Source organism: Coprococcus sp. HPP0074 (assembly GCF_964238105.1).
GTDB lineage: Bacteria > Bacillota > Clostridia > Lachnospirales > Lachnospiraceae > Faecalimonas > Faecalimonas umbilicata.
In genome coordinates, this window is sequence record NZ_CAXSKS010000006.1 from 169,722 (window position 1) to 186,662 (window position 16,941).

Here is a 16,941-nt window from a genome sequence, read left to right on the forward strand (position 1 = left end):
AATCGAAAGAAACATCTTGACTTTCTTACAAGAAGTAGTATAATGCAAATAAAGAGTATTGCATTATGAAACTGAGTTTCACAATGTGAAACAAAATGAAACGTAGAGAGATCCAGTCAGGAGGAAGTTAAATGAACGAAGTATTAGAGAAAATCCAGAAGATCGGAATCGTTCCGGTTGTTGTATTAAACGATGCGAAAGATGCAGCACCACTTGCAAAAGCACTTTGTGATGGTGGACTTCCATGTGCAGAAGTAACATTCCGTACAGATGCAGCAGAAGAGTCTATCAGAATTATGGCAGAGCAGTTCCCGAACATGCTTGTAGGAGCAGGAACCGTTCTTACAACAGATCAGGTGGACCGCGCAGTGGCAGCAGGAGCAAAATTTATTGTCAGCCCTGGATTGAATCCAAAGATTGTAAGATACTGTGTAGAGAAGAATATCCCGATCACACCGGGTACAACAAACCCAAGTGATATCGAGCAGGCAATTGAGTGCGGACTGGAAGTTGTAAAATTCTTCCCGGCAGAACCGGCAGGCGGAATCAACATGATCAAAGCGATGGCAGCTCCATACACAAACATGAAATTCATGCCGACAGGTGGAATTAACGCGTCTAACTTAAAATCTTACTTAGACTTCCCGAAGATCATCGCATGTGGCGGAAGCTGGATGGTAAAAGGAGATCTTGTAGCAGCAGGTAAATTTGATGAGATCGAAAAACTGACAAGAGAAGCAGTACAGTCTATGTTAGGATTTGAACTTGCACATGTAGGAATCAATGCAAATAGCGATGGTGAAGCTGGAAATACAGCAAGTGCATTTGAAAAGATGTTCGGATTCACATCCAAAGAAGGAAACTCTTCATACTTTGCAGGAACTGGTGTAGAAGTAATGAAGGCTCCATACAAAGGAACAAACGGACACATCGCAGTTTCCACAAACTACATCGACAGAGCAGTGAGCTATCTGGAAATGCTGGGATATGAATTCGATATGTCCACAGCAAAATATGATGCAAAGAACAATTTAAAAGCAGTTTACTTCACAGGAGAGGTTGGCGGATTTGCAGTGCATTTAGTACAGAAATAAGAAATGCTTACAGCTGCACGACATTGCAGCGTATCTGTTAGAAGTTTGTAATATTGATTATAGAAGATAAAATTACAATTTATGATTAAGAGGAGATTAAACATGGCAAAGAAAGTAATTACATTTGGAGAGATTATGTTAAGACTTGCACCGGAAGGATACTACCGTTTTGTGCAGGCAGATACATTCGGAGCAACATACGGCGGAGGAGAGGCAAACGTAGCTGTTTCTCTTGCAAACTATGGATTTGATGCAAAATTTGTAACAAAATTACCGGCACATGAGATTGGACAGGCTGCTGTAAACTCTCTTAGAAAGTATGGAGTAGACACATCTTACATCACACGTGGTGGAGACAGAGTAGGTATCTACTTCTTAGAGAAGGGTGCTTCCCAGAGACCTTCTAAAGTAATCTACGACAGAGCAGGATCTTCTATCGCAACAGCTACAAAAGAAGATTTCAACTGGAAAGAGATCTTTGACGGAGCAGAATGGTTCCACTTTACAGGAATTACTCCAGCATTAAATGATGAAGTAGCAGCAATCTGCTTAGAAGCTTGTAAAGCAGCAAAAGAGAATGGAGTGACAATCTCTTGTGACTTAAACTACAGAAATAAACTTTGGTCAAAAGAAAAAGCCGGAGAAGTGATGGGAGAATTATGTAAATACGTTGATGTATGTATCGCAAACGAAGAAGATGCAGCAGACGTATTCGGAATTCACGCAGCAAACACAGATGTTACAACTGGTACAGTAAACCACGAAGGATACAAAGATGTAGCAAAACAGTTAGCAGATAGATTTGGGTTCAGCAAAGTAGCAATCACATTAAGAGAGTCTATCTCAGCAAACGACAACAACTGGTCTGCAATGTTATATGATGGAAATGACTACTTCTTCAGCAAAAAATATAAAATGCACATCGTTGACCGTGTAGGTGGCGGAGACAGCTTCGGAGGCGGACTGATCGCAGCTTCCTTAAACGGATTTGACTCACAGGCAACAATCGAATTTGCAGTTGCAGCTTCCTGCCTGAAACACTCTATCGAAGGAGATATGAACTTAGTATCTATGGATGAAGTGTTAAAACTTGCAGGTGGAGACGGTTCAGGCCGTGTACAAAGATAGTATATAATTTATTTTTAATTATATAAACCTGTATTTGCCAGTACAGGAAACGTCCAAACAGCTTATACCCATTTGAGCTGTACCTAAAATTATTTATATATTTTTTACCGTAGGGAATACAGGCAGAGGTGCATTGTATTCCCTATTTTCAAATCAGAGAGAATCATAATTGCAAAATGAATTAAAAGAGGTGTACCTTATGGAAACAAAAAAAGAATTTGATCTGCTTGCACTTGGAGAATTACTGCTTCGGCTGTCCCCGCCGAACAATGAGAGGATTGTGCGCGGAGAGACCCTTCAGAAACAGGCGGGCGGCGCAGAATTAAATGTGGTATCTGGTGTTTCCCTTCTTGGGTTACGTACCGGAATCATTTCCAAGCTTCCGGCAAATGACATTGGAACTTATATCAAAAATCGAGTGCGTTTCTGTGGCGTCAGCGATGACTATTTAGTATATGACAGCGAGAAAGATGCACGCCTTGGGGTATACTATTATGAAAACGGAGCATATCCGCGAAAACCGGGAATCGTCTATGACCGGATGTATACGTCTATGACAAAGATTGATGTGGAGGATTTTGATGAGAGTCTGTTTTCGTCAGCAAGATGTTTCCACACGACCGGAATCACACTGGCACTCAGTGAGAAGACACGTGAAACTGCAATAGAGATGATCAAACGGTTCAAACAGGCAGGAGCAATGATCTCCTTTGATGTCAACTTCCGTGGAAACTTGTGGACAGGAGAAGAAGCGCGGGCGTGTATCGAGAGAATTCTCCCATATGTGGATGTATTTTTCTGTTCTGAGGAGACGGCGCGGCTTACGTTTGGAAAAGAAGGGGATGTCCGGACGATTATGAAGAGCTTTACGGAGGATTACCCGATTTCCATCGTAGCCTCTACACAGCGGATCGTCCACAGCCCGAAACGCCACACATTCGGTTCAGTAATCTACAATGCGAAGACGAATGTTTACTATGAGGAAGAGCCTTACCGAGATATCGAAGTCGTTGACCGGATCGGAAGCGGGGACGCCTACATTTCGGGTGTGCTGTACGGATTGCTTGCACACAATGGTGATTGCCAGAAAGCGCTGGAATATGGAAATGCTACAAGTTCGGTGAAAAACACGATACCGGGAGATCTGCCATCCTCCGACTTAAGAGAGATTGAACGTATTATCCGAGCACATAAGAGTACGGGAAGACAAAGTGAGATGGATCGATAAGAAAGAAAAAAATAGAACATATCGTTTTATGCAAGTGAAAAGCATGAAACGATATGTTTTATTGCTTATATGAAAAAAAACTGCAAGGTACTATACTTTTGGAAAATAATCTTGTAATATAGGTTCATACAAGCATATAAAAACAAATGAGACATCAGAATGTGGAGGCAGCATGGAAAAGAATTACGAAGTGTTAAAGCATTATCTTCAAAGTGAAAAGCAAGCAGGAAATATGAAGAAGCGTCATAGAGTGCCGCAAATGCATAGAGATGAAGACCAGATTGTCATTTCGTATCCGAATGAAGAGGTATGCAAAGAGAGAGTTGTAATCCGTCAAAAATATAAAAATGTTCCGATTCCTAATCACAGACATGAGTATATCGAACTTTCTTTTATGATGGAGGGAGAACTTTCGGTGCAGATAGAAGGAAAGGAAATTCGAATGAAATCGGGAGATATCTGTCTGATGAATCGAAATGTAAGTCATTCTTCAGAGCGGGCAACAGATGATATTTGGATGTTTAATATATTAATGACGGCTGATTTTTTTGATACCATTTTTATGTATTTGTTTTCAGAAGATAAATACATTTCTAACTATATCATTAATAGTCTGTATTCGGAAAGTAAAAAGAAAAATTACATTTTTTATCATCTTCCGGAGGGAAGCTTTGAAGAAAAGGTTATGGAACAACTTATTTGTGAGTATTTTCTGGAAGAACAAAAGAATATTGGAAAGATTACCGCATGTCTGCTCTTACTTTTTACGGAAATATCGAGAGCGGTTGGAGCAGAAGATGAGGCAGTCATTACACAGAAAAGCATCAAGATCCAAAAAGAGGTAATTGAATACTTAAAGAAAAATTATCGAAATGCAACTTTGAATTCAGTGGCAAAAGAGTTGTGCTTCCACCCCAATTATCTTAGTGCGCTGTTGAAAATGGATGGGAACCGGGGATTTAAAGATATTTTGTTTGACATACGTATGGCAGAAGCATCTAATTTATTATGCAAAACAGATAGGAAGATAGAGGAGATTTCATCTGAAATCGGATATGCGAATGAAGGGTATTTTTATAAATGCTTTAAACAAAAGTATGGCGAGTCTCCGGACAATTACCGAAAAAAGCATAAAAATCTTAATAAAAGACAGTAAAAGCTTTATTTTCTATATGAAAGGAAGGGAGGAAAAGAGATATAATTTTTACCTGAGAAAAGTATTTGGAGGGTAAGATGAGTACAAAAGTAAAAAATTCAAAAATGGAAGCCACACGTGTTATTATGACACCACTTGGTTCCGCGGCATCGAATGTATTCAATATGTTGAATATGTCGTTTTTCCTTGTGTTTAGTACAGAAGCACTTGGATTAAATATTATAATCATGGGGCTTGTAATGACTGCGATGAGAATCTTTGATGGGATTACAGACCCTGTCATTGGTTCGATCATTGACAGAACAGAGACAAGATTTGGTAAGTTCAGACCATTCTTAGTGATCGGATCTCTGATTATGCTTCTGGCAAGCTTTATGATCTATCTGTTTTCATTTGATATTCCACAGTCATATCGTATGGTATGGGTAATTCTGTGGTATGCGGTATGGGTAATTGGATATACATTTATGACAACGGTAAATAAATGTGTATTGTCCATCGTAACAAAAAACCCAAAATATCGTCCGCTTTCAGGCGTGGCAGGAGGATGCTATTCTACGCTGCTTAGCTTGATTATGACAACGGCTATTATTCCGATTTTACAGAAAAATGGTGGACTCGGATCGCAAAAAGGATGGATGCTTATTATCATCAGTGCGTTTATCTTACATGCAATTCTCTTAGTAGGTTGTTTGTTTGCGATTTCAAGTTCTGATAAGCCGGAGTTTTACAGACAAGATCCTAACAAAAAGGAAGAGAAGATTACAATCAAAGACAGTATCAGTGTGCTTCGTCTGAATCAGCCGCTGCGAATGTTGATCTTAGCTGCATCTACAGATAAGATTGCGTCAACAATCCAGACTTCAGTTATGACATACTTTTATATTTATGCGGTAGGGAACATTGATTTACAGCCAATCGTAGGAGGAATCTCTACGCCGATGTCCCTTGTAGGTGCATTTGTTGCAGGTTCTGTTGCAGTAAAATTTGGATGTAAGAAAGCATCTCTGATCGGAGCTGTGGCAAACTTGACTTTAGAGGCTATTTTAATTATTTTCCGTCCTTTTGGAGAGGGAACACTGTTTGTCTTTGTGGCATTGATGGCATTGAATATGCTCTTTAGAAGATTCTCTGCTCAAAATGTAGATCCAATGATCGCAGAGATCATCGACTATCACAAATTAAAAACAGGAAAATTTATGCCGGGATTCATCGGTGCTACATTTTCACTGGTAGATAAGGTGATCAGTGCATTTGGTTCTTCGATTGTAGGTATCCTTATGGGATTTGCAGGATACAGTGCAGGAGCAGAACCGACAACTACATTGTATATCGCAACAATCGCAATGTACCTTGGAGCTCCGCTGTTGGGAGATTTGGCGAGTGTGATCGCTCTGAAGCGGTATCATATTACGGCAGAAGAGTACAAAGAAATGTATGGAGATAAAGCAATTTTAAGTAAAAAAGAAGCTAACAAATAAGAGGTGAATAGGTTGAAAGAAATTTTATTGAATGACAACTGGCTTTTTCACAAAGAAAATGAAGTGGAAAGCTGTGTGACATTGCCTCACACATACAATGCTGTCGACGGTCAATCAGGAATTTCTATGTGGAGAGGAAAAGGCTTTTACAAAAAAGAGGTTCTTTTTTCAGAAGAGGACTTAAAAGAAAGGATTTTCCTGGAAATCGGCGCATCTGCGATGAAGAGTACTGTGTATATGAATGGAAAAACTATTTGTCACAATACTTGTCCATACGCAATGTACAGAATTGCGTTGAATGAGCACATCACGGTTGGAAAAAATTTGTTAGAAATTGTAACAGACAATACGGCGACGGATGAAGTGTATCCGCAGATGGCAGATTTCTCGTTCTATGGAGGCGTCTATCGGGATGTAAAATTAGTGTTCGTGCCACAACAGCTTCATTTTGACTACTTAGATGGCAGCAGAGATGGTGTGCAAGTCAGAACACAGAAGTTGGATGGACAAAAGTGGGAAGTCACAGTAACCGGTTGTGTGATCAACGAAGGAAAAGATTGCGAAGGGGAAGTGAAAGTATCTGTTTTAGATAGGCAGGGAGTAGTCCTTGAAAAGACTCTTAGCATGTATTTATCTGAGAAACAGGCATTTACGATCCGGACAGAAATAGATCATCCGCATTTATGGATGGGAGTAGAAGATCCGTATTTATATCAAGTACAGGTTGAAATCTGCACAAAAGATGGAGTGGAAGAAACACGCAGTATTGCAACAGGATTCCGTGAAATCACGATTGATCCGGAGAAAGGAATGTTTTTAAACGGAAAGCACATCAAGATTCGCGGGGTTGCCCGTCATCAAGATTTTGGCGGTGTGGGAAATGCAGTTTCCAAAGAGCAAATGGAAGAAGATCTTTCTCTTGTAAAAGAAGTGGGAGCAAATTCCGTTCGTCTTTCACATTATCAGCACGATGATTATTTTTATCGCCGCTGCGATGAAGAAGGAATTCTTGTATGGGCAGAAGTACCATTCATCAGTATTTTATCAGAAAGCGAAAAAGCAGATGAAAATATCAGACAGCAGATGGAACGTTTGATCAAACAGTGCGGAAATCACATCTCGATTTATTGCTGGGGTGTGCAAAACGAGATTACAATTGCAGGAGAGACGGCAGAGATCCACGAAAAGGTAAAAGCGATGGCAGCGTATACAAAGCAGTTAGATCCGAGCAGATATACAGCAGAGGCAAACATCTATTCCGTGGCAAATGAAAGTCCTTTGAATCGAATGGCAGATTTAGTTGGGTATAATCTGTACTATGGATGGTATTATGATAAAATGACAGGGCTGCAGCAGCGTCTGGATGAGTTCCATATGGCCTGTCCGGATGTTCCGCTGCTTGTGACAGAATATGGTGTAGATACCAATCCAGGCTATCACTCTTATGAACCGAAAACGAAAGATTATTCGGAAGAGTATCAGTTGTTGTTCTCGGAAAATGCGCTGAAAGCTTTTGAAGAGCGGGATTACTTTGTCGGAAGTTATGTTTGGAATCTGTGTGATTTTGGAAGCGCCAACCGTGATGAAGGCGGAAAGCAGGGACAAAATCAGAAGGGACTTGTGACGATTGACCGAAAGATCAAGAAAGATGCATATTACTTATATAAAGCAAACTGGTCAAAAGAAAGCTTTGTAAAATTAGCTGGCAGCAGATTTGTAAATCGTCATCAGGAAGAGAATACAATTACAGTATTGTCTAATCTTAAAAAGCTTGAAGTATATGTCAATGGAATGCTTGCTGGTGTGAAAGAGCAGCCAGAACCAATGACGAATTTCACGGTAGTACTTCCGATGGGAGAAAACAAAATTACTGTAAAAGGCTTTGATCAAGCAGAGACAGTATATGAAGATGAGATGGTGCTTCATCGAGTGACAGAGCCGGATAAGAGCTATGAATATGTACAGAAAGATCAAGGCGGAAATGTCATTAACTGGTTTGAAAAATTTGACTTGGAAGATGCCGGTACAGAGGAGATTGCATTGGATCCGGAGTGCTATTCTAGTATGGATAAGCTTGGAGAGATCATGAAGCATCCAAAAGGTGAAGCGATTATTTTGAAATATTTTGGAGAAATGGTAGATCACCCTAAATTTGCAATGATGAAAGTAATGACATTAGATGCGATGAGCAAATTAAAGAATTTGGGAATTCCGAAAGAATTAATTCTTGTCATTAACCGCGAATTGCAGCAGATAAAAAAATAAGTAAAAAAGAAAAATAGAAAATGCCAGACAGAAAGTCTTTATGAGAGAAGCTCATTTGGAATTACTGCCTGGCATTTTTGTTAGAAATATCGTATGTCTGTTTTGTAAAAGGAAAATTGGGGATACCAAAAATCCAGAAATCAAATGGTTTGCTTACAAAAGTTGTATAGATTAAAAATGTGCAGGCAATCCCTCGGGATGTTTCTGATTGCGGATCAGCTTGGAATCTGCTATGATAATCTCATAGAATTCCTCTGTCAAATGGAGGAGTATCATGAGGAGAAAACATCGTTTAAAGGAACTTACAATCAAAGATAATTTCATGTTTGGTGCAGTGATGATGGATGAAGAAAACTGCAAAGGTCTTTTGGAAAGAGTGCTGGAGATACCAATTGAACGGGTGGAAGTCAGCAGGGAAAAGAGTATTGTATATCATCCGGAATACAAGGGTGTCCGATTGGATGTATACGCGAAGGATGAGCATCAAAGTCACTATAATGTGGAAATGCATGTGGAACGGAAAGCGGCTCTTGGAAAAAGGAGCCGGTACTATCAGAGTCAGATGGATATGGAACTATTATTGTCAGGGGAAGATTATTCAGAACTTCCAAACACTTATGTCATTTTTATCTGTGATTTTGATCCGTTTGGAGAAGAAAAATACCGCTATGTATTTGAGATGCAATGCAAAGAATCTAAGCATACTAATGTAAAGGCAGACCTTGCGGAAAGTGAGGAAGCATTTGATGATCCGTATGTGGAACAGCTACAGAAATTCATTCGGAAGGTCAAGAGAAGTAGGGAAATGGAGGAGCGCTTTATGATTTTTGAAGAGATGTTAAAAGAAGAGCATGCGCAAGGTATTGAGGAGGGTCGTAGAGAAGGTCTTGTAGAGGGATGTGTAAGTACACTGAAAGAGACATTGCTTCTGTTTTTAAAAAATTTCGGAGAAGTTCCAAATGAAATTTCTGAGCAGATTCAGTTACAGCAAGAGACAGAAGTATTGAAACATTGGATGAAGATAGCCTTTCAGTCAGAAACATTGGATGAATTCATACAAAAGATGTAAGAAAATCTATTTCTGATCGATGATCAGATCTGAAACTCTGGAAGTTTTACTGTTCTTGTAAAATTTCCGGGGATATGAAACAAGTCGATGCCATTTCAGGCAATAATTCAAAAATAGACAGGGGAATTCTATATTTGAAAGTATCAGATTCATCAATTAAGAATTGAAGAAGATTAAGAAAATAGAAAATGCCAGTCAGAAAATCTTTATGAGAGAAGCTCATTTGGAATTACTGTCTGGCATTTTTTGAAGTATGTGTTAGAAAAATGGGAGAACGGACTATTATTGTTTAATATCCTAAATCTTCTCCAATCAAAATGACCTTGATACGACCGGTATGTCTGGAGTGCCTTGTGACAACGACCTGACAGCACATACAGTCCGCAGAATGGCAGTCTGCACATGTGCCTGTTACTTTACAAGGTGTGTTTGTCTGAAGTCTTGCAGCATTTGCAGGAGTAGGAATATTTTGAACGCGTGCGATTCCAGATGGAACATCTGTGACAATTTTATTCATTCCTGCAAGGATGATAACATGCTCTGGTCCGTGAATCAGACAGGCAAGTCGATTTCCGTTTCCGTCGATATTGATCAGCTCACCGTCAATGGTAATGGCATTGGAACTCATAAAGAAGAAATCAGAAGCTGCACTTTTTAAGTAAACTTCTTTTCGCTCTTGCGGAGTGCGGGCGAGCCCTCGGTCAATGAGTGTGATATCTGCTTCGCGGAGCGCCTGGAGCATACCGCTCTCTTCTAGTGTGACAGACCCGCCAAAGCTTACTGAAGATTTTGCTGGGATAAAAGAAAGAGCTTGCTGAACGGCTTCAGAAGCAGTCGGACAGTAGTACCCCTCCATATTTCGTTTCGCCAGTTTTTGAATGATCGTATTGGCCAACGCTGCGCGTGCCTGTTGTTTTGGTGTTGTATCAGTTGGATGTGTCATAAAGAATACCCCCTTATAAAAGTGTGTGGTCAAAGTACTGCAAAATGAAAGCTGTTATTTCTTTTTGCAGTAGCCTTATTTTTTGTATTATCATACCGCAGTTTTTTTGCATGGGCAAGAGAAAATCGAAAAGCAAACTAGTTTAGTGAGCGTGCACGCTTAAAAAATTTGTGCATGCAATACGAAAAAGCTCTCGCATAGGTGATGATAGAATAAGAAAATTGTGAATAATAACGAAAAAATACAGAATATTAATTAAAAGTAGATAAAAAAACTGAAATATAGTATGATAAAAAAAAGAATACCTAAATCTCAAGTGCAAGCGAGCATTCACTTCTATGTAATTGCAACATCTGGAAGTGATGCGGTACATGGATTCGGAAGGAGGGGATTTTATGAAGACAATCAAAAAATGGATGGCATATTTTATGGCAGTTCTGATGTTATGCAGTATGTCTCAGGTGCGAGTATTAGCGGAAGATGCCTTGCCGACAGCGGACACTCCTAAGATTACAGAATTTAAGATTCAGGGAGTAAAAGGAACGGTGGATGATCAACAGCAGAAAATTAATGTGGCAGGGCTTCCGTGTAATACAGATCTTACAAGTCTTACCGCAGAGGTTACCTGTGATCCGGCAGATGCTATAGTACGGTTTGATCCGTTGAAGCCGTCAGCAGATGATGGGCAGAAGAAGCTGGAGCAGGGAAATGCATTGCAAACAGAAGACTTTTCAGTACCGAGAATATGTAACGTAGAGTATCAGGGACAAATAAATTCTTATACAGTGACAGTGAGTACCCTTTCGCATGCGGGAGATCCAGCGACTTGTACAAACGATTCCGTATGTAAAACATGTGGAATGTTACTGGAAGAAAAATGGGGGCATGATCTTTTAGCGGCAACTTGTACCGAAAAAGCAAAATGTCAGAGGAGTGGTTGTAGTTATACAGAACCTGCCCTTGGACATGATCTCTCTAAGGCGACTTGTACCGAACCGGCAAGATGTCAGAGAGAAGGCTGTGACTATACAGAAGGCGAAGCGCTTGGACATGATCTTTCAAAGGCAACCTGTACGGAGCCTGCAAGATGCCAGAGAGAAGGCTGTGATTATACAGAAGGCGAAGCGCTTGGACATGATCTCTCTAAGGCAACCTGTACGGAGCCTGCAAGATGCCAGAAAGAAGGCTGTGACTATACAGAAGGCGAGGCTCTTGGTCATGATCTTTCCAAAGCGACTTGTACGGAACCTGCAAGATGTCAGAGAGAAGGCTGTGACTATACAGAAGGTGAGGCTCTCGGACATGATCTCTCTAAGGCAACCTGTACGGAACCAGCAAGGTGTCAGAGAGAAGGCTGCGACTACACAGAAGGAAAAGCCCTTGGTCATGATATTTCTAAGGCAACTTGTACAGAGGCAGCAAAATGTCAGAGGGAAGGTTGTCATTATACAGAGGGAAAGCCGCTTGGACATGATATGAATGCCTGGACTGTTACAAAGAAAAGTACAACGACAGAGAAGGGAGAACGGGCACGAAATTGTAAGCGCTGCGACTATCGAGAGACTGAACTTATAGAACGACTGAGTCGGAAGGCAGATGCCGGGAAAAACCAGATTGCAGATTTAAGGACAGATATTAATTATCCTTTGGATGAGACGATCACATTTCATCTTTACGGAGCTGGACAGGATAATACAGAACCGGTAGAAGGCGATACCAGATACGTTCCGGAGAGCTGGAAGATTGAAAATCAGTTTGACTGGAGAGAGACTGATGGAGAATCTGGATTTCAAATACACAAGGCAGGATTTTATAAGGTGATGGCATCTTTCCGGCAACAGAAGTTTGAAAGTGGAACGTGGCAGAATACGGATCAGACAGATATAAAAGAAGTGACGATCAAAGCGGGAACAGAGGCGCAGCGGGAAGAACAGGCAAGAAAGGATGCAGCAAAGAAAGCGGCGAAGACGGGAGATACGAGCCAGATGTTTGTTTATATTCTTCTTCTGCTTGTGGCAGCAGGACTTGCAGTATTTGTGATTGTTCGAAATAAGAAGAAACAACAATAAGCCATTGGATGGAGAAGTGTTGAAAACAGATAATATTTGAAATTTGAAAAGGGAGGCTGTTTGTAACAGTCTCTCTTTTTTGAAATGCGGGAATCTTCGTAGATGGGATTCAAAAGAAATTTTCGATGTACCTATGTTACATAGACAACAAAAAACTTTACAGTAACCTGTAAAGCTTCTGAAGAGCACGAGACGGGATTCGAACCCGCGACCCTCGCCTTGGCAAGGCGATACTCCACCACTGAGCCACTCGTGCATGTTGTTTTGTTGTTTGTGTTCCCTTGAACAATACATACTATACAGGATAAAAAGGGATTTGTCAACAGAAAAATTGAAAAAATTTATTTTTTTAATTTTTCTGTAATTTACCATCAATTACGAACAAGGTATTCTCGCAATGGAGTGGAGGGTGAGTTGGATAAATAGAATCGAATATGGTAAATATCGGTGTGAAGGTCATAATTGATTTCTTTTTGTTTGGAAAGAATGGAGTTTTTTAAAAGAGCGAGTCTTTGTTCCGAATAGTCTTTGGGGATAGAGACATCGATTGTAAGCTCAGAAAGATTATAGCACTCTGAACGATGTTGTCTGATGATATGATAGGTTGGATGAAGATAATTCCAAATGATTCCGAAAAGAACCAGAAGGAGAAGAAGTCGAAATGATTTTTTGCCTTTCAAAGATTTACACCCCCTGCATATATAATATATCCTATAAATAACACACCTGTCAAATCTATAGCTTATTTATTTAGGATTACTTGGATATAATAACAGTCAGATAAGTACAGGGAGTGAATCGAAATGGAAGATGTAGGATATTTAAAAGTCAAAATTGAGGAGTTGCTGAAAGAGAGAAATATTTCTAAAAATAAAATCTGTTTTGATCTGCGGATACAGAGAACACAGTTGAACCGTTACTGTAAAGGAGATGTACAGAGGCTGGATGTAAATCTTTTATGCAGAATCTGTGATTATACGAATTGTAGGATTCAGGATGTGATCGAATATATTCCAAGGACAGAGAAGGTACTGGAGGAAGATGGAGAAGATACAGTACACTAGAAGGAATTGTGAAATGGCAGGTGAGTAGAGGGAAAAATTTTTCTGAACAGATGCCAAATAGAAGGGAAAGCTGGTAGGAATCAATAGCAAAACAGAAGTTTTGCAATATTGTGTCTCTACCAGCTTTCCTTTTTATCAGATAAGAAATTTATTTGAAACCATTCTTAGTTCCAAGCATCTGTGTCAGTCAGATTGAGACTAGATGCTTGAAAGACAGGGTCTTTGCCCTGCTTTTTTTGCGCACGGTAATCGTCAAGCACGCGGAATGCAATATTTCCAAGAAGCAGGATAGCAAAAATATTGACGAGAGCCATAAGTCCCATCAGAACATCGGCGAGATTCCACACAGTTGAAAAATTTGCCTGTGCGCCGAAAAAGATGGCAATGAGGCAGGTGATACGGAAAAGATTCAAAAGAACAGGACTGTTTTTGATAAACAGAATGTTGGCTTCTGCATAATAGTAGTTTCCGACAAGGCTTGTGAATGCGAAAGCAAAAATGGAGAAGGTAATAAAGTGGATTCCCCATGTTCCTACACTGCTCTGCAGGGCTGCCTGTACATATGGAATGCCGTCTAATGTTCCCGGAACTCCTTTGACATTGGAAAGCAGCAGGATGAAAGCAGTTGTGGTGCAGATCAGAAGTGTGTCGATAAACACAGACAAGATCTGTACGAGTCCCTGCTTGACTGGGTGAGAAACAGCGGCAGAAGCAGAAGCATTTGGCGCACTTCCCATCCCAGCTTCATTTGAGAATAATCCCCGTTTAATACCGATCAACACAGTGCTGCCAGCAAAACCTCCGATGATTGACTCGATATCAAAAGCTTCGGAAAGAATCGTTTGAAACATTTCCGGAACGGACGACAGGTTTGTTACAGTTACATAAACTCCTACAAGAATATAAATTCCCGCCATGATCGGAACAAGCACAGAAGTAATGAAACTAATCCGGTGAACTCCACCGAAAATGACAACTGCCGTAAGCAGGGCAAGAACTGCTCCGACAACTGCCGGAAGCATTGTGTTGGAATAGTCTTTGACATAGTATTCGAAGGAGGAAGAAATATTATAAGCCTGGAGTCCATTGAATCCATAGGCAAAGCAACAGATCAAAAGGACAGAAAAGAGGACGCCCAGCCAGCGCTTTTTTAATGCGCGCTCAATGTAATAGGAAGGTCCTCCGCGGAAAGAATCTCCGTCTTTTACTTTATATACCTGTGCAAGCGTACTTTCCACAAATGCAGAAGCTCCGCCGATCACTGCCATGATCCACATCCAGAAAATGGCTCCGGGACCACCTGCTGCAAGTGCAGTTGCGATTCCGGCAATATTTCCGGTTCCGACTCTCGAGGCCGTAGAAATCATCAGAGCCTGAAAGGAAGATACTGGTTTTCCGGAGGCATTTTCTCCGTCAGAAGATTTTTCTTTCAGTGCAAGGAATGCATCTTTTAAAAGTGTGAGCTGGACAAACCGTGTCCGGATAGAAAAATAGATTCCGGCGCCCACTAACAGAAAAATTAGAATATAGCTGTACAGAAAATCATTTACATGTGATAAAAAATTGTTCATAGTCATCTCCTTTGTTCTAGAATGTCGCAGAGTACTGCGTATCAAAGTATGGACATTCTTTTATAAAATAGCATTTCCAGTAAAAATATATTTAGTAATATTGCTTGGAAGGCAATGATCTGAAAAATAAGAAATACGCTCTAGAAGTTTAATATAAAAATTTTTCAAAGTCAATATAAGAATCAGAATCCTGGAAAAAGAAAACAAAGAAAGTATTGCATCAGGAAAATGGATATGGTAGAATTGGAGCGAAAATAAATATAGAAAAAGCAGAGTAGAGATGTGTGCGTTAAGTGCCAGACGGACGGGGAGTTGCCGGCTGGACGAAGAGCAGAAGTAGCTTGCGGTACATATTTCGCATCCCGCTGCTGCACATAGAAATGATATGTGAATACCTTCTATGCGTGGCTTCTGGACTACTGCAAAGGAGGTATTTTTTATGAAACAAATGAAACAACAGTTTGTAGACTCCTGGCATGAGTTAAGACACTTGAAGACAGTCGTTGTGACAGCGATGCTGATTGCGGTTGGAATTATTCTGGGATATTTTTCCATCACAGTGACCCCGTATCTGAGAATCGGATTTTCGTTTATTGCAAACGAATTGACAGCACTTCTTTTTGGGCCGGTGGTCGGTGGTGTCATGGGCGGAATTGCAGATATTATCAAATATCTCATCAAGCCAGACGGGCCATATTTTTTTGGATTTACACTGAGCGCAATTTTAGGTCCTGTGATCTATGGAATCATGCTCTATAAGAAACCGCTGAGTTTTCCGAGGATTTTTATAGCTAAAGTGCTTGTCGCAGTTTTCGTGAATCTTCTTCTTGGAACTTACTGGCTGTCTATGCTTTATGGAAAAGGATTTCTTGCATTGCTTCCGGCAAGAGCGCTCAAGCAGGTGTGCTCGGTTCCAGTAGAAGCGGCATTGTTTTATATCATCGTAAAGACATTGGGGAAAGCACACTTTTTCTCTGAGGTTCGTGCAAAGTGATAACGTATAGTGTTAGAAAAGCAGTCAGTCATTGCGGCGGGCTGCTTTTCCTGTTCCATATTTTGGAGAGACTAAATCCAATCCAAAAGGGATAAAATTGTGAAAAGGGATAGAGACTAAAAAAGATATCAACAAGTATTTCGGGGCAAAGGTGTAAAAGGGGAGAAATCATGGAGGCGGAAGTAGTTCGATATCTTCTGAAAGAGGAGAAAGGAAAACGTGCAGTGCTTGCAAGACTGGTATTGTACTGTGCGCCATTTTTAAAGCGATTGAAGATTTCAGCCATGATCTGGATGCCGGAAGAACTTTTAGAAGAACTGGAAACGCTTATAGACGAGATGGGGATTTTGTGTGAGAGGATGGATCAAAAGTCAGGGAAAGTTTTGATCTTTCTTTATCGGGAAGAAACACTTTGCAGATATCTGATGCGGGAAAGTCAGGAAGCATTTCTTTTGAATTGTGGTTATCAAAAAGGAAATCTGAAAGGGAAGATCAGGCGGTTTGCGGAGCGTATTTCTATTGAAAAAGAGAAGGGGAGATTTCCGCAGGAGGCGGGGATTTTTCTTGGCTACTCTTTTGAGGATGTGGAAGGATTTGCCGGCATTTCCGGAAAAGAATGCATGATGACTGGGTATTGGAAAGTGTATGGGCACAGAGCAGAAAAAGAAATGCTGTTCATGATTTATGATCAGGTGAAAATGTGGGCTGTCAATGAATTTCTGGCAGGAAAAACAGCGGGAGAAATCTGTCGCTAAAGCGAATCAGGAGCAAAGCGCAGGATAGAAAGTGTTGGATTTCGTTTCAATTCATGTTACAATACGAAAGAGGTTCTGCAAGAAGATTTCAGGCGGTCGAAAGTGAAAAATAGATTCTAACATA

At 40.5% G+C, this 16,941-nt stretch carries 13 protein-coding genes, 1 tRNA gene and 1 riboswitch; of the genes, 11 read left to right on the forward strand and 3 right to left on the reverse strand.

The window, feature by feature from the left end:
* The first annotated feature begins 131 nt into the window (after nucleotides 1-131).
* From ACESPO_RS09425 to ACESPO_RS09455, 7 genes are all read left to right on the forward strand, one after another.
* Nucleotides 132-1,094 carry a bifunctional 4-hydroxy-2-oxoglutarate aldolase/2-dehydro-3-deoxy-phosphogluconate aldolase gene (locus ACESPO_RS09425; RefSeq protein ID WP_270196410.1) on the forward strand — a complete coding sequence of 321 codons (963 nt, stop codon included), beginning with the start codon at nucleotides 132-134 and terminating at the stop codon, nucleotides 1,092-1,094.
* Nucleotides 1,095-1,196: 102 nt separating this feature from the next.
* A complete protein-coding gene (locus ACESPO_RS09430; RefSeq protein WP_008976434.1) occupies nucleotides 1,197-2,222 on the forward strand; it encodes a sugar kinase in 1,026 nt (341 codons plus the stop codon).
* 199 nt (nucleotides 2,223-2,421) lie between these two features.
* Nucleotides 2,422-3,450: a sugar kinase gene (locus ACESPO_RS09435; RefSeq protein WP_008976433.1), complete on the forward strand. Its 1,029-nt coding sequence runs from the start codon at nucleotides 2,422-2,424 to the stop codon at nucleotides 3,448-3,450.
* Nucleotides 3,451-3,622: 172 nt separating this feature from the next.
* On the forward strand, nucleotides 3,623-4,606 hold the full coding sequence (locus ACESPO_RS09440; protein ID WP_320619377.1) for an AraC family transcriptional regulator: 984 nt from the start codon (nucleotides 3,623-3,625) through the stop codon (nucleotides 4,604-4,606).
* Nucleotides 4,607-4,683: 77 nt separating this feature from the next.
* Complete coding sequence (locus tag ACESPO_RS09445) at nucleotides 4,684-6,087, forward strand: MFS transporter (protein WP_499788748.1); 1,404 nt, start codon at nucleotides 4,684-4,686, stop codon at nucleotides 6,085-6,087.
* Between the two features lie 3 nt (nucleotides 6,088-6,090).
* Complete coding sequence (locus tag ACESPO_RS09450) at nucleotides 6,091-8,352, forward strand: glycoside hydrolase family 2 protein (protein ID WP_499788749.1); 2,262 nt, start codon at nucleotides 6,091-6,093, stop codon at nucleotides 8,350-8,352.
* A gap of 274 nt (nucleotides 8,353-8,626) precedes the next feature.
* Nucleotides 8,627-9,421 carry an Rpn family recombination-promoting nuclease/putative transposase gene (locus ACESPO_RS09455; protein WP_336304698.1) on the forward strand — a complete coding sequence of 265 codons (795 nt, stop codon included), beginning with the start codon at nucleotides 8,627-8,629 and terminating at the stop codon, nucleotides 9,419-9,421.
* Nucleotides 9,422-9,710: 289 nt separating this feature from the next.
* Here the strand turns inward: ACESPO_RS09455 and ACESPO_RS09460 are convergent, their stop codons facing one another.
* Nucleotides 9,711-10,364 (reverse strand): lactate utilization protein, encoded by a 654-nt coding sequence (locus tag ACESPO_RS09460; protein ID WP_336304699.1) that lies wholly within the window; start codon nucleotides 10,362-10,364, stop codon nucleotides 9,711-9,713.
* A 395-nt stretch (nucleotides 10,365-10,759) separates the two neighbouring features.
* Here ACESPO_RS09460 and ACESPO_RS09465 point away from each other — a divergent pair, with 395 nt between their 5' ends.
* A complete protein-coding gene (locus tag ACESPO_RS09465; protein ID WP_270602528.1) occupies nucleotides 10,760-12,433 on the forward strand; it encodes a sortase B protein-sorting domain-containing protein in 1,674 nt (557 codons plus the stop codon).
* A gap of 184 nt (nucleotides 12,434-12,617) precedes the next feature.
* Here the strand turns inward: ACESPO_RS09465 and ACESPO_RS09470 are convergent.
* A tRNA-Gly gene (locus ACESPO_RS09470) sits at nucleotides 12,618-12,689 on the reverse strand.
* 547 nt (nucleotides 12,690-13,236) lie between these two features.
* Here ACESPO_RS09470 and ACESPO_RS09475 point away from each other — a divergent pair.
* A complete protein-coding gene (locus ACESPO_RS09475) occupies nucleotides 13,237-13,497 on the forward strand; it encodes a helix-turn-helix domain-containing protein (protein WP_009262909.1) in 261 nt (86 codons plus the stop codon).
* Nucleotides 13,498-13,661: 164 nt separating this feature from the next.
* Here ACESPO_RS09475 and ACESPO_RS09480 read toward each other — a convergent pair whose 3' ends face one another.
* The gene (locus ACESPO_RS09480; RefSeq protein ID WP_009262908.1) at nucleotides 13,662-15,068 is read right to left on the reverse strand and encodes an alanine/glycine:cation symporter family protein; all 1,407 of its coding nucleotides are present in this window, start codon (nucleotides 15,066-15,068) and stop codon (nucleotides 13,662-13,664) included.
* 268 nt (nucleotides 15,069-15,336) lie between these two features.
* Nucleotides 15,337-15,438: riboswitch (THF riboswitch) on the forward strand.
* Nucleotides 15,439-15,507: 69 nt separating this feature from the next.
* Here ACESPO_RS09480 and ACESPO_RS09485 point away from each other — a divergent pair.
* Both ACESPO_RS09485 and ACESPO_RS09490 read left to right on the forward strand, forming a co-directional pair.
* Nucleotides 15,508-16,062, forward strand: a complete 555-nt coding sequence (locus ACESPO_RS09485) for a folate family ECF transporter S component (RefSeq protein WP_039861397.1) — start codon at nucleotides 15,508-15,510, stop codon at nucleotides 16,060-16,062.
* Nucleotides 16,063-16,232: 170 nt separating this feature from the next.
* Nucleotides 16,233-16,817: a DUF3793 family protein gene (locus ACESPO_RS09490; protein WP_009262906.1), complete on the forward strand. Its 585-nt coding sequence runs from the start codon at nucleotides 16,233-16,235 to the stop codon at nucleotides 16,815-16,817.
* The last annotated feature ends 124 nt before the right edge of the window (nucleotides 16,818-16,941 follow it).